Source organism: Paenibacillus sp. LjRoot153 (assembly GCF_964253085.1).
GTDB lineage: Bacteria > Bacillota > Bacilli > Paenibacillales > NBRC-103111 > Paenibacillus_E.
Window position 1 is genome coordinate 7,935,486 of the sequence record NZ_CAXUQH020000001.1, and the last position, 13,840, is coordinate 7,949,325.

Annotated in this window: 11 protein-coding genes; 3 read left to right on the forward strand and 8 right to left on the reverse strand. The window is 48.8% G+C overall.

Translation table 11 applies throughout. The features are described 5' to 3' along the window. Positions 1-2: 2 nt before the first annotated feature. On the reverse strand, positions 3-542 hold the full coding sequence (locus ACSQ8P_RS34505) for a PadR family transcriptional regulator (protein ID WP_436239261.1): 540 nt from the start codon (positions 540-542) through the stop codon (positions 3-5). A 116-nt stretch (positions 543-658) separates the two neighbouring features. On the opposite strand from ACSQ8P_RS34505, the gene ACSQ8P_RS34510 reads away from it, so the two are divergent. Further along, entirely contained in the window at positions 659-2,146 is a 1,488-nt protein-coding gene (locus ACSQ8P_RS34510) for an MDR family MFS transporter (RefSeq protein WP_436239262.1), read from the forward strand. A gap of 61 nt (positions 2,147-2,207) precedes the next feature. On the opposite strand, the gene ACSQ8P_RS34515 is transcribed toward ACSQ8P_RS34510, so the two are convergent. Next, the gene (locus ACSQ8P_RS34515) at positions 2,208-3,185 is read right to left on the reverse strand and encodes a Gfo/Idh/MocA family protein (protein WP_436239263.1); all 978 of its coding nucleotides are present in this window, start codon (positions 3,183-3,185) and stop codon (positions 2,208-2,210) included. A gap of 191 nt (positions 3,186-3,376) precedes the next feature. Here ACSQ8P_RS34515 and ACSQ8P_RS34520 point away from each other — a divergent pair, with 191 nt between their 5' ends. Beyond that, positions 3,377-3,988 (forward strand): FMN-binding negative transcriptional regulator, encoded by a 612-nt coding sequence (locus ACSQ8P_RS34520; RefSeq protein ID WP_436239264.1) that lies wholly within the window; start codon positions 3,377-3,379, stop codon positions 3,986-3,988. Positions 3,989-4,063: 75 nt separating this feature from the next. Here ACSQ8P_RS34520 and ACSQ8P_RS34525 read toward each other — a convergent pair whose 3' ends face one another. The 3 genes from ACSQ8P_RS34525 to ACSQ8P_RS34535 form a co-directional block, all read right to left on the reverse strand. After that, a complete protein-coding gene (locus ACSQ8P_RS34525) occupies positions 4,064-5,872 on the reverse strand; it encodes an ABC transporter ATP-binding protein (RefSeq protein ID WP_436239265.1) in 1,809 nt (602 codons plus the stop codon). Positions 5,873-6,345: 473 nt separating this feature from the next. Further along, entirely contained in the window at positions 6,346-6,741 is a 396-nt protein-coding gene (locus ACSQ8P_RS34530) for a VOC family protein (RefSeq protein ID WP_436239266.1), read from the reverse strand. A gap of 5 nt (positions 6,742-6,746) precedes the next feature. Further along, positions 6,747-7,796: a GGDEF domain-containing protein gene (locus ACSQ8P_RS34535; RefSeq protein ID WP_436239267.1), complete on the reverse strand. Its 1,050-nt coding sequence runs from the start codon at positions 7,794-7,796 to the stop codon at positions 6,747-6,749. Between the two features lie 181 nt (positions 7,797-7,977). Between ACSQ8P_RS34535 and ACSQ8P_RS34540 the strand changes: the two genes are divergently transcribed. Next, complete coding sequence (locus ACSQ8P_RS34540) at positions 7,978-9,141, forward strand: iron-containing alcohol dehydrogenase (RefSeq protein ID WP_436239268.1); 1,164 nt, start codon at positions 7,978-7,980, stop codon at positions 9,139-9,141. 71 nt (positions 9,142-9,212) lie between these two features. On the opposite strand, the gene ACSQ8P_RS34545 is transcribed toward ACSQ8P_RS34540, so the two are convergent. The 3 genes from ACSQ8P_RS34545 to ACSQ8P_RS34555 form a co-directional block, all read right to left on the reverse strand. Further along, on the reverse strand, positions 9,213-11,543 hold the full coding sequence (locus ACSQ8P_RS34545) for an ATP-dependent DNA helicase (RefSeq protein ID WP_436239269.1): 2,331 nt from the start codon (positions 11,541-11,543) through the stop codon (positions 9,213-9,215). A gap of 499 nt (positions 11,544-12,042) precedes the next feature. Then, entirely contained in the window at positions 12,043-13,473 is a 1,431-nt protein-coding gene (locus ACSQ8P_RS34550; RefSeq protein ID WP_436239270.1) for a M23 family metallopeptidase, read from the reverse strand. Positions 13,474-13,601: 128 nt separating this feature from the next. Beyond that, positions 13,602-13,829, reverse strand: coding sequence for a cold-shock protein (locus tag ACSQ8P_RS34555; protein ID WP_028555205.1), 228 nt, complete (start codon positions 13,827-13,829; stop codon positions 13,602-13,604). Positions 13,830-13,840 lie beyond the last annotated feature (11 nt).

Below are 13,840 nucleotides of genomic sequence, written 5' to 3' on the forward strand. Positions count from 1 at the left end.
GATCACTTCAATTTCTCCTTCATCCACTCACACCAATACAAATCCGTATCTACCTTCATTGTGGCTTTATGCACCAGTACATACATGCCGAAGGCATCATCACCAATTTCTAATTGATCGAGCGGTTTCTCACTTCCTTCTTGGAGCTTATCCATCAGGAGGTTGAATCGCTCTTTTTTCTTCTTATAATACACTTCGCGTACCGCGAGCATCTTCCTCGCCTGTTCTTTATCCACTAAGCCGATGCAGTACACCTTAAGAGCAAGCTCATCCCTCGTCACAGGTTCATCCGTTGGCTCAGCAATCCATCCCCGTAAGGCATCCTTCCCTTGCTCCGTGATGGAGTAGACTTTCTTATCTGGCTTATCAGATTGAGGAACATGTACGAAAGCGACGTGCCCCTTTTGCTCTAATTGCGCTAAGAGTGGGTATATCTGGCTATGTTTGGCTGACCAAAAAGGCTGAATATGCTGCATAAGCTCATACCCCGAGCGGGAGTTTTTGGTTAAAAGGCTTAGTAATCCATATGAAAGGGTATTCAATAGCGCTCCTCCTTTATGTCATTATTGACATATAAACTTATCGGTAGTATGATGATTTTCATTCAAATTATAGAGAATACTATCGTTAAGATCAATGATAGAGTGGAGGCATTATTTTGAGTAAGGATGAATTACAGCAAGTGCGCTTCTGGCCAATTATGATCGCTATCTTCTTCGGATCGTTCGTTTCAATTCTAAGTATGAGTACGATTAATATCGCGATACCGATTCTTAGTGATCATTTCCATACAGATTTGAGCAAAATTCAATGGACAATTACTGGTTTCATGCTCGCAAGCGGTACAATTGCTCCGATTACAGGGTATTTCGGGGAGAAATTCAGCTACAAACGTCTATACGCCATCGCGTTGATTGGTTTTACCGTGTTTTCACTCCTATGTGCCCTAGCATGGGACGCTTCATCACTGATTGCTTTCCGTATTATTCAAGGGGCTTTCAGCGGTCTGATTATGCCGGCTACCATGACGATTGTGTATCAAGTTATTCCGCGTGACAAGCAACCGATCGCGATTTCCCTCTGGTCCTTATCTGCGATGATGGCGCCAGCAATCGGGCCTACATTGAGCGGTTGGTTATTGCAAAATTGGAGCTGGCACTGGTTGTTCCTCATGAACGTACCTGTCGGCGTTGTTGCTATTATTCTCGTTTTCAAATTAATTCCTTATTACCGTCTTTCTGTTCCAAAAAGATTCGATTTGATCGGCTTACTAACTGTCGTTGTCAGCAGTCTTGCCTTGCTCATCGGTTTCTCGCAAGGTCATGCCTGGGGATGGTCATCAGGCCGTGTCATAGGTCTATTCGCAACAGGTTTCCTAGTTCTTCTGCTATTCATATGGAGAGAGCTTAAGGTCGACTCCCCATTATTGAACATCCGTGTGTTGAAAAACTCCAGATATACACTATCACTTATTATCTCCAGTATTGTTACGATAAGCTTGTACTCAGGTACCTTCCTGACACCGATTTTTTTGCAAAACATTCAGCATGTAACCCCATTGGATACGGGGCTAATTCTATTGCCTGCCTCCCTCGTGATGGCGCTCTGTATGCCGATCGTAGGTAAGCTGTATAGCAGTGTCGGGCCTCGTATTCTAATTTTTATTGGTATTTCCTTAATTGCGATTGGTACGCTCACACTCAGTTGGTTGAGTACAGACGTCTCTCGCGGCTATATCGTATTCTGGATGATCGTTCGGAACGTTGGGATTGCCTTCGCTACGATGCCTGCAAGTAATGCAGGGATGGAACAAATTCCGAGAACCCTGTCTGGTCATGCAACCTCCATTAATAACTGGGTTCGTAACGTATTCGGGTCCTTCGCGATCGCCCTCTTCACATCCGTCTTATCGTCCCAAACCGCAACACATAGCAAGGATCTTGCTACAGGCGGGATGACGGACAAAGTGCAAATTGGTACGCACGCATTCACCATGAGTGTCAATGACGTGTACTTGCTTGCGACATTTATTGTGCTAGTCGCTCTACCCCTTAGCTTGTTCCTTAACAAGCGATCCTTAGCACCTGACAATCCTTCAGCGTCGGCACCTGCTCCTATTGTAGCAACGCCGAGCCCGAAAGCATAAAGCATGAAATAAAGAACCCCAGTCCGAGAGAAACACATCAGACTGGGGTTTTCGTTTGTTCTTAGGCGCGGTAAAAATCGCGCAACAGCTCGTCCATCACACGATTGGTACGTGCGGCTGTTACGCCTGTGCTGGGGCTTTGCCCGATACCTCGCAGATCGTCCACAACCTTCTGAATCAGAGGCTGTTGCACGTGAGGAGGATTGGGTATCGTCAATTCTTGGACCTCACCGTCAGCGGTTTCAATGCGCAGATCGCCACTGAACGTAGAGAACGATAGTTTGCCGCGGCTGCCGACAATCTCATTCAAATCAAGGTGTTTGTAGGCATTGAAGCTCCATACCCCTGTACCCATCACACCGGATTCGAAGGCGTAGCTTGTGGTCACGATATCTTCAACCTTTTGCTTACCCGTTTGATTGCTTGCAAAGCCTTTGACCTCTCCGATTGGCCCCAATAGGTAATCAAGGATATCTAGTGCATGGCTCGCTAAATCCACGAATAAGCCGCCACCAGACAGTTCAGGCTGAATGCGCCACGGTTCTAGTCCTTCTTCATAATCTCTCATCGGTTGCTGATACGTCGATTGAACGAAACGGACCTCCCCGATTACACCGCTGTCAAGCAGACGCTTGATTTCTACGAATTTAGGGAGCCCTCTGCGATAATACGCCACAAACAAAGGCACGCCCGCTTCTTCACAAGCCGCGATCATTTCTTGACACTCTGCGTGATTCCTAGCCATCGGCTTCTCCACGTAAACCGGCTTCCCTGCTTTTGCAGCGAGTAATGTATATTCGCGGTGAAATCCTGGCGGCGTTGCGACATAGACCGCATTTACATCTGGATCGTTCACTAATGCTGCGGCGTCATCGTACCATTTCGCCACACCATGCCGCTTCGCATAATCCTCTGCTAGTGCCCCATTGCGGCGCATAACAGCGACTAGCTCCGAGCCTTCTGCCTTCTGCAGGGCTGGGCCGCTTTTAACCTCCGTTACGTCACCGCAGCCGATAATTCCCCAACGAACCTTCTCCATTCTGTTGCCTCCTCTTGAATTACGTAGTTGGTTTAGGTATTCGACATGATGGTTGCAACCTCCTGTACACAATTCGTAAGCAACATGATTGTCCACAGTGGTCTACTCAAAAGCAAAATAATTGGCACTTTGTATGTACCCTAGGTGTTGCTATACTTTTGTTAAAATACTAAAACAAAGCAGGTGAAGCCATGTACACGCCCTCGCATTTTAAAATAGAAGATCTGTCGGAGATGTACGACCTCATAAAAGCACATAGCTTCGCTATGGTCGTTTCGCATCATCAGGGGCGTCCCTTCGCAACCCATATCCCCTTAATGCTGAGTTCAGAGGAGCAGTGCCTATATGGTCATTTTGCTCGGTCAAATACTCAGTGGATGGATATCGAGGGGCAAGAGATTTTGGTGATCTTCCAAGGTCCCCACTGCTATATCTCACCTTCCTGGTATGGAACGCCTGCCAGTGTACCCACGTGGAATTATACGGCCGTTCATGTCTATGGCAAAGTCGAACTCATTCATGACGATCAAGAAGTTTTACGCGTCTTACGGCAGCTAACCCACAAGTACGAGGAACCAGACAGCTCGTATGACTTAGACAATGTTGATCCTCACTATATTTCTGGGCTGAGCAAAGGGATACAAGCCTTTCGACTCCCGATTTCCAGCATCGAAGGCAAAGCTAAGCTGAGCCAGAATCAGCCTGTAGAGCGCCAAGAGCGTATTATTCGGGAGTTGGAGCAAAAGGGAGAGCTGGAGCGGCAGATTGCCTCGCTTATGAAGGGGAACCTGCGTCGCTCCTGACGCCGTGAACGAACAAAAAGCCTCTACACCCGCTATCTCGTTGGTGAAGAGGCTTTTCATTTAAGAATGGATCTGCTACTCGGTCGGCACCACTTCAGGCGTCAGCGGAGAATGCTCCGCAATCAACTGCTCTTGTATCTGCAGCTGCTGCGTTGCAAATTCACGATACATCTCATGCGACTCAATGAGCTCCTGATGCGTGCCGCGGCCTGTGACGACACCTTTATCGAGAAACACGATCTGATCTGCGTCTACGACTGTGGATAACCGGTGGGCAATGACTAGCGTTGTACGTCCTTGCATCAAATTCTGCAGGGCCTGCTGCACCACGACCTCGGACTTGCTGTCCAGACTGGACGTTGCTTCGTCCAGCATGAGAATCTTCGGATCGCGCAGCAGCGCTCTGGCGATGGCAATCCGTTGACGCTGTCCGCCTGACAGCTTAATCCCGCGCTCTCCGACTTCCGTGTCATACTTCTGCGGAAGCTCTTCAATGAAACCATCGGCGTAGGCCATCTCGGAAGCCCGCTTTACCGCTTCTTCCGTCACTTCATGCTGCAAGCCGTAGCAGATGTTATCCCGAATCGTCCCCGCAATGAGCGGACTTTCCTGCGATACATAGCCAATCTGGCTGCGCCAGGAGACAAGTGAGTATTGACCAATGCTGTCTTCGCCTAGCGAAATGTTACCTTCCTGCTGCGAGTAAAACCGCTCTAGCAACGAGAACATCGTCGTCTTCCCGCTTCCGCTCGGCCCTACAATCGCGGTCACTTTACCCGCTTCCATAGTGAAACTAACATCCTTTAGAACGGACTCGCCTTCTTTGTAGCCAAACGATACGTTTTCGAAATGCAGGGATTGTGAAGCATCCTCGACTCGTAAACCTGCGTGCGGATTCTCCTCCTCATGATCCAGCACCTTGAGAATAGTATCCGTTGCGCCCATCGCTTTCTGAGTTTGCGTGAAAAATTGTGTAATCTGCGTAATCGGCATTACGATTTGAAATAAATACAGCATGAAGGCTACCAACTGGCCAGCTGATATCGCTCCTGACGCTACCCGTGTTCCGCCATAACCGAAAAGGACGACGAACATCATCAGCATGACAAACATAATCAGCGGGGACATCAGTGCTTGAATTTTGCCTTCTTTTAGCCCAAATTTGAACAACGTCTGGATTCCTGCGCTACCTTCCTTGTACTCCACAGGCTCTGCATTGGCCGCCTTCACCAAGCGAATTTCAGATAATACCCGATTCAACACAGAAGTAAAGTTCGCCGTTTCGGCTTGCATACCTTTAGAAATTTTGTACATTTGCATACCCAATGGAAAAAGGATAAGAAAAGCGATTGGGAATATGCTGAACATGATGAGTGTCATTTTCCAATCCATATATAAGAGCACGATGATGGACCCGATAATAGAAATGCTGCCTGTAATAAAGCCCGCCGTATGCTCGGCGATAAGTCCCTTAATAATTGCGGTGTCGTTCGTCATCCGGGAGATGGTATCTCCTGTTTGATGATTATCATAGTAACGAACAGGCAGCACAAGCAGCTTCTTCCACAAGCGATCCCGGATACCTGCCACTACGCGTTGACCTGAATAGTTAAGGAGATACGTAGCTACGCCAGAAGCTACCGCTGATGCGATGAACGCAAGAGCCATCCCGCTAATTTGCCACCAATTTAGTGAGGAAATATTGAAATTATCGACCACATTTTTCGTGAAAAGTGGGATCACCAAGGCCACCAGCGTGGCAATCACGCTTAACCCTAATGCAATCCCCAGCAGGAGCTTGGGTGGATTCGCCCCCATTAGTAAGCGGATGAATCCCCGCCAGTTGTTTTTTTGTTTCGGTTGTTCGCTCTTCGTCATAGCCATCTATCTCTACTCCTTTACCGATCGGATGTGATTCCGTTGTGTATGATTGTGTTCTACCTATGGATACGATCATACTCCCCTATTTTAAACAGAATATAAACAGGGTCGAATCGGTCCGCAGGCGGAATAGCAGCTTTAGAGGCTAATTTTCACTCGCTCCCGTTAACGGACACAGATGACGTTAATCGGTCATTTGGGTGGTTTCCCATGTTCTATCGGACAACACGGCCGTTATTCTCCTGATTGGGGTGCAATATTGCCTACCAAACAGTTAATAGCGGCGCTGGTGTCCGATAAATGAGGAGTCTGTCTGATTTTCTCGAAATAGCGGCGATCATGTCCATTAGAATTACACTGGTCGTGGGAGGGGCGATGCAGCGAGGGTTAGCAGTGAGGAGTATCGGAGATGGTAAGGAAAAAGCTCCCTCACGAAAGCCATATGGCTTCTCACAAGGGAGCTCTCTTCGTGCCATTTATGATTCGGTGGCCACCTGCCACATGACTCCGTAACGATCTCGCACACGCCCCAGCATCGTGCCCCAGAACATGCGTTCAAACGGCATGATGACATCGCCGTCCATGGCTAAACCATCATAAATTGTTCGCGCCTCCTCCTCATCTTTGAAGGTGAGCGCTAAATCCATGCCAGTGCCTCGATCATTAGCAACTATACCTGCATCGGCCATGAAGAATCGTAGGCCCAGCGCATGCAGTTCCAAATGCATAACCAGGTGCTTCTTTGAGTCTTCCATTCCAGGCAAATCCCCATATGATTGGATACTAATAATTTCTCCGCCAAATACGCCCACATAGAAGTCAGCTTGCTTTCGCGCGTCGGCACTATAGATATAAGGAGATAAGGTTGCCATCGTTATTACTCCATCCCTTCTGCACGAGCCCATAGCAATTGATTTTTGCCATGTTTCTTCGCTTCATATAGTAACTCATCAGCCGCGGCGACCAGCTCCGACTTACCTTGTCCCCGATCACGGAGTGCGGCCCCGAAGCTCATCGTAACTTGAAAAGCATCTTTGCCGTGCTCAAATACCTTGGCTTGCAGCTTATCCAGAAATACTTGATAAAGCTCCGTCGCCCCAAGCTGACTATCTGTATAAAAAATAATCGCAAATTCCTCACCACCATAGCGGAAGGCACGGCCTTGCGTACTTGGGATGGACGTCTCCAATAGACATCCGATCTCCCTCAAAACCATATCCCCCGCTTGGTGACCATAGCGATCATTGATCTGCTTAAAATAGTCAATATCCCCCATCATTAGCGTAATCGGTTGTTTTCCTGCAATAGCCTCTCTCATCTGTTCTTGAAAGCTTCGATGATTGTAAAGTCCCGTCAAGTAATCCTGTTTCGCTAAATTTTCAAATATCCCCTTCTCGACGAAATGCTTTCGCTCCCTTGCTACAAGGATACCCCCAATGACACCAAACATCAGCAGAAAGGCAAAATTAAAAAAGTGTCGAGGTAGATCGTCGATAAGAAATCCACCATCCACCAGCTCAACTATGAAGCAGTATCCGATGATGATCATCCCTGTCGCCACCATGGATCCACGAAAACTCCAGTATAACGAAGCGTGAAGAATAACCAAGTAGGCTATGGGGAGAAGTGGGCTATGTGTTCCATCTGTGAGTGCGATAATGGCAATAAAGGAGAAATAATCCATAATGACACCTAGTCGCGTCACTGTCCGATAAAAGCCAGAAGCTATAGGAGTAAAATGCAGGGCAACCTCCGTAGTTCCCATATACAGAATAGCGATAGCAAGCATACTCCAAAAAAGAGATAGGCCCTGCGAGGCGCTATAATAATAGTTCAGATACACATAAGATGAAGCAACAAGAAGGAACCAACGTACACAGCTATATGCAATTTCTAAGATATGGTCAGACTTTCTTATTTTCACCATGCTGCAATCACATCCCAACCAGATGACATTTCTCCTTATTCATTCTATAAATTGTCCCTATGTCCTTCTTATACGCACTCGAACAACGAATTCCCCTCCCTATTTTGTTTTTAGCAGATGGTTACTATACAATAGTAAGAGGGGCACGTATGCCCCCAGTTATATTCGAGGAGGTAAGATCATGAACAATTTCACTTTCCATAATCCAACTACCCTACATTTCGGTCAAGGTCAATTAGAAAAGCTAACAACTGAAGTACCTAAGTATGGGAAAAATATCTTACTCGTCTATGGTGGTGGCAGCATCAAAGCCAATGGCATCTATGACAAGGTTGTTCATCTCTTACAAGGACTAGAAGCAACCATCGTAGAGCTTAGCGGCGTTGAGCCCAATCCGAGATTAACTACGGTCCATCGCGGCGTAGCCTTGTGCCGTAGTAACAACATCGACCTGATCCTTGCAGTGGGCGGCGGCAGTGTAATTGACTGCGCGAAAGCAATTGCCGTTGGCGCCAAGTTTGATGGCGACTTCTGGGATATCGCTACGCGCAAAGCAGCAGCAACAGGTGCACTTCCGTTAGCAACCGTGCTGACAATCGCTGCGACAGGCTCCGAAATGAACTCCGGTTCTGTTATTACCAATTGGGAAACCCAAGATAAACTTGGTTGGGGAAGTCCATTTTCATTCCCGAAATTCTCTATCCTCGACCCAGCTCATACAACATCCTTGCCTGAAAACCAAACCGTATACGGCATGGTCGATATTATGTCTCACGTGTTCGAGCAATACTTCCATCATGACACGAATTCCCCTGTACAGGATGGGTTCTGCGAAACGATTCTGCGTACTGTTATCGACACGGCGCCCCTTCTACTGGAAGATCTGAACAATCTTGAACACCGCGCAACCATTCTGTACAGCGGCACTATGGCGCTGAACGGCACGCTAAGCATGGGCATCCGCGGGGATTGGGCGACGCACAATCTGGAGCATGCGGTTTCTGCTGTCCATGATATCCCGCACGGCGGCGGTTTGGCCATCCTCTTCCCGAACTGGATGACCCACACCCTCGATGCCAACGTTGGGCGCTTCAAACAGTTCGCGCAGCGCGTCTTTGGCATCGATGCCTCAGGCAAATCCGACAAGCAAGCTGCCGAGGAAGGTATCGCGGCATTGCGCGCTTTCTTCACCAGCATCGGCGCACCTAGCCGATTGGCTGATTACAACATCGACGAATCCACCATCGAACTCATGGCCGATAAAGCCATGATTTACGGCGATTTCGGCAACTTCCAGAAGCTAACTCGCGCCGATGTCGTGAAAATTTATCAAATGTCGCTATAACATAGCGAGCATGAAATAGCTGCACTCTAAGGGACATTCAACCTTGGGGTGCGGCTTTTTACGTTGCGATCCTAGCGCTTCACAGGCAGCACCTTATAGTTGCGCCACTCCTCTGGCAGCAGGCGCTGATAGCGAGGCTGCAAGTACCGATCATCGATCAACAGCAGCACACCGTGATCCGTTTCGGAGCGAATTAATCGTCCGCCTGCCTGCTGCACTTTGTTCATGCCGGGGTAGACATAAGCGTAGTCGTAGCCGTTTTTGCCCGTGCGCTCCATGTAATCCTTGATCAAATTGCGCTCCGGTCCTAGCTGCGGCAAGCCAACACCAACAACAACGACGCCTGTTAAGCGGTCGCCTACTAGATCAATGCCCTCGGAGAAGATGCCGCCCATCACCGCGAATCCCACCAACGTCTTCTCCGCCCCCGCCTGAAAAGCCGATAGGAAGTGCTCTCGCTCCTCCTCCGTCATTTTGGCCTGCTGCACGAGCACGTTGAGTTGAGACACGTCTGCCTCCTCACCTACAAGATCCGTGAAAGCCTCGTACACACTGCTCATATACGCATACGATGGGAAAAACACCAAATAATTCCCCGCTCGTCCCATGACCAGTTCATAGATTGAACGAGCAATCTGCTTGCGACTGTGTTCCCGATCCTGATAACGGGTGGAGAGCGGCTGCACGAAAACCTCCAGCTGATCTTTTGCAAAAGGCGACGGCACCGTCACCGAATAATCGCCCTCTCCTGCCCCTAACGTGTCCATGAAATAGGACAATGGTGACAGCGTCGCCGAGAAAAACACGTGCGCCCGATACCCCTTCCCCATCATCCGCAATAGATGAGATGGATCTAAACACACGAGCTTCACGCTGACCTCGTTCCGGTCATTCACAGCGAGCGTCACATACCGCTCGTCATACAACTTCGAGATGCGCACAAAATTTTGCGCAACAAAATACGCATCCAAAAGTACCGCACTCGTTGAAGTACCACCGGCCGATCTCGCTAATTCCTTTTCCGCTATCGCTATAAATGCTTCCACATGCACCAATAACGATTCCGGCAGCCCAGACTCCACCATCATCTCACGATCGCCCACCTGCTTACGGAGCGCTATGAAATAGGCATTTACAGCTTTAGCCGCGTCATGGACCTCCTTACTCACACCTTTGAAATCCCGCTGCAGAGTAAGGAAAACCGATTTGTGCAGCTCACTGGCATACATCTCCCGTGCTCGATCCACCAGATTATGCGCCTCATCGATCAGCAGCGCAGTATGGCGCTTCTGATCCTCGAACAGCCTCTTCAAATTCACTCTCGGGTCGAAAATATAATTATAATCACAAATCACCGCATCCGCCGCATAGGCCACATCCAACGAGAACTCAAACGGACACACACGGTGCTTCCGCGCATACGTCTCAATCACAGAACGCGTCATCACGGTTTCCTGCCTGAGCAGATCCAGCACCGCTTCATTTACCCGATCATAGTAGCCATCCGCGAACTCACAGTGTGCCGGCGTACACTTGACCTCGTCCTTCAAACACACTTTCTCCTTCGCGGTTAGCGTAACCACCTGTAGCTGCAAGCCCTTGTCCTGCAACAGGTAAAAAGCTTCCTCTGCCGCCGTGCGCGTTATCGTCTTCGCCGTCAAATAAAAAAACCGCTGCAGCACGCCCTCCCCCATCGCTTTCACCGACGGAAAAAGCGTCGACATCGTCTTTCCAATGCCTGTGGGTGCCTTAGCGAATAATTTATGCCCGTCCTGGATGGTTTTGTACACCGCCCCTACCAGCTTACGCTGCCCTTCACGATACTGTGGGAAAGGGAACTGCAGCTCCTTAATGCTCTGATTCCTGTGCTGCTCATGGTCATGCTTCACTTGTGCGTACGGATAGTAACTCTGAATCACCTCATGCACAAACCGCTCAAGCTCTTCGTATGCAGCTTCTCTCACAAAATGCCTAGTCTCCTCCGTATCCACCTGTGTATACGTCATCTGAACTCGCATATGGCTGAGCCCACGATCATGGGCCACCATATAGGCGTAGCACATCGCCTGTGCCCAATGCACGGGGTACGAATTCTCTTCAATCAGCGCAATATCTCCGGAAGTCGATTTGATTTCATCTACCGTAAGCGTATCGCCGTCATCAGTCTGGGCAAGTAGCCCATCACAACGCCCATCTATGACAAATAAAAACCCCTCATATGCGATCTCCGCAGACACATACACTTCATGCTGATCGGATTCTCCGTATTTTTTTTGCAGTCTCTGATGCGCCTTCGTCCCCTCACTCAGTGCCTTGCTCGACCGAAATTCCGTATCAATACTACCACTGCTAAACACATATTCCACAAGCGAACGAACTGATATCTGAACAAGAGGTAGCATGCCACGTCTCCATTTTTAGAACATTTGTTCCTTATTATACCATGTGTGTCGGTGAAACACTACTTGGCCCTGTCATGCGCTGACTTAGCTCCTCCTGCCTGTTCTGCCCCTGCATTGCTCTCTCTTGCCTTCTCGCTAAAATAACTGGATTTTGTACAGCTAATTTCATCTCTTAGTCCCGATTCAGCAAAACAACTGGAAAATATCCATCTAAATTCGAGCATATTAAAGAAAACCATCAAAATCGGCCGAATTAGCTACATATTTTCCATCTAATCATTAAATTCGAAAGAATACGGTGAAATTAGCTGTATATTTTCCATTTATTTGTGCGTAGCAGGGGATGTAGACGAGTGAGTGAAGGGGGTGTTTCGATTGATGAGGTAGTGGCGGTGATGGCCGTCCCAAGCTTCAATCCCCACGCCAAAAACCCCTTCTACGACGAGCTTAACTCATACGCAGAAGGGGTGATTAGTCTTGTTACCGTCTCACTTCACGATCATTTCACCCATTGAAACGGGGTTGTATTAAAAAACAAATCCGGATTGGCCTGAATATTATGTGCCCAGAAGGTAAAATGCAGATGCGGCCCGGTGGAGAAGCCAGTCGTGCCGACGAGCCCGATAATGTCGCCCTGCTTGACGCGGTCGCCAGGTTTGACACGCAGCTCGGAGAGATGCGCGTATTGCGAGAACAGCCCCATCCCATGGTCAATATAGATGGAATTGCCGGTCAAATATAGGAGTTCCGCTAGCGCTACAACCCCATCGTTCGTAGCCTTGATCGGCGTGCCTTCTTTGGCGGCCAGATCAAGGGCCATATGCGCGCTGTCGTATTTCCCGTTCACATAACGGGTGTACCCATACGGCGTGGTCAAGATCCCCTCGATCGGCTTCACGAACGGCCCGCTGAACAAAAACCTCGGCTCCGACTTGCTGCGCGCCAGATCGATCTTCTTCTGATCGGCGTTGATGCGCGTCGTATCCTGTTTCATACTTTCCATTTGCTCGGTAACCTTCAAATACTGCGTCTCGAACTTCTTCGCCTTGATGGTCAGCGTCTGATCACCAATCGGATATGTGCCAGCCTTCACACTCATCGAGATTGGCAAATACGTAAAATATCCAGCTTCATAAGGTTGAAGTGTGTAGGTTTTGCCCTGCCAAGCAATACTTCCTGCCTCCTTATGGCGTACAAGCACGATATCACCCGGCGATACCTGATCCGGTATGAGCTTCCAGCTAGCGCCCATGACCGCTTTCGCGCCCGCTTCGTCTTTATAGAGCAAAGCTTCCGCTTTGAGCTGGGTCAAATGGGATTTCTCCCCTAGAATGATCGCTTTCGCGTCCTCCGTCATACCATCTATCCAGGTTTGTCCGCCATCTACAGTGAGCACGAGTGGGCTTTTACTATTCGTTGTGCTTGGTAATAGAGCCCAACCAATCTTCGGCGTCACGAACTGTGACTGCTTCACATCAAACATCGTCCCGTTCAGCGTAACAATATCCACGCTTGGGCTTCCTGAGGACGTCGTAGCTGAAACTCCTGATGCTCCTTCCACCGTACTCCCAGTCCCGCTCTCCAAGCTCAGTAGCTTTGTGATCGCTTCCAATCCATTCGTAGCCGCTCCCCCATCCGTCGGTAGGGCTTCCATACTTGCGACTTCCTGCCAATGCGCGCCGCCATCCGAAGTATGAGCCATACCGTCTGCGTACTTCACCCAGCCTCGATCCAAATCGAGCATGCGGAATTCCACAGCTACACGAGGTATTGGGGTTGGCACGGGTGTTGCTGCTACCGTGTCAGGTACATTCGTATTCAACGTGGGGGATGATTCAAACGGATACTTGCCGAAAACAATCACCACACAAGCCGCAAGGATGCAAGCGCCAACCAACAGTGGCCATTGACGCCTTTTACTTGGTCTCACAGACGTTCCTACCTCCCTTGGATGACGACAGGTTGTCTATTAGTAAAGACGACTTCGCCCTCTGATTTCACTCTTCTCATGGTAACACAAAAAACCCGAAGACAGCTATGTCTCCGGGTTCTATGACGCTATATTTGTACGCCCTTTTTGAGCGTTTTCTGATCACTATTCGTGTTATTAACTAATGGAAGTAACTTGACACTTCGAATCATTGTGGACTGACATAAATGACATGTCGGCACGTGATCGAATGCAAAATTATCTCGCATCCAGCCTTTACAGCCTTCATTTTCACAAGACCATACCGTCACATTTTCTAGAGGCATCTCTTCAAGCGACTTTTTTCTGGAATACATGGATAAACCTC

What these genes read in the sequence shown, in the direction of transcription:
- ACSQ8P_RS34520 (WP_436239264.1), top strand. Translation starts at nt 3,377, where the DNA reads ATGTACACGCCCTCGCATTTTAAAATAGAAGATCTGTCGGAGATGTAC.
- ACSQ8P_RS34515 (WP_436239263.1), bottom strand. Translation starts at nt 3,185, where the DNA reads ATGGAGAAGGTTCGTTGGGGAATTATCGGCTGCGGTGACGTAACGGAG.
- ACSQ8P_RS34525 (WP_436239265.1), bottom strand. Translation starts at nt 5,872, where the DNA reads ATGGCTATGACGAAGAGCGAACAACCGAAACAAAAAAACAACTGGCGG.
- ACSQ8P_RS34530 (WP_436239266.1), bottom strand. Translation starts at nt 6,741, where the DNA reads ATGGCAACCTTATCTCCTTATATCTATAGTGCCGACGCGCGAAAGCAA.
- ACSQ8P_RS34555 (WP_028555205.1), bottom strand. Translation starts at nt 13,829, where the DNA reads ATGTATTCCAGAAAAAAGTCGCTTGAAGAGATGCCTCTAGAAAATGTG.
- ACSQ8P_RS34545 (WP_436239269.1), bottom strand. Translation starts at nt 11,543, where the DNA reads ATGCTACCTCTTGTTCAGATATCAGTTCGTTCGCTTGTGGAATATGTG.
- ACSQ8P_RS34540 (WP_436239268.1), top strand. Translation starts at nt 7,978, where the DNA reads ATGAACAATTTCACTTTCCATAATCCAACTACCCTACATTTCGGTCAA.
- ACSQ8P_RS34535 (WP_436239267.1), bottom strand. Translation starts at nt 7,796, where the DNA reads ATGGTGAAAATAAGAAAGTCTGACCATATCTTAGAAATTGCATATAGC.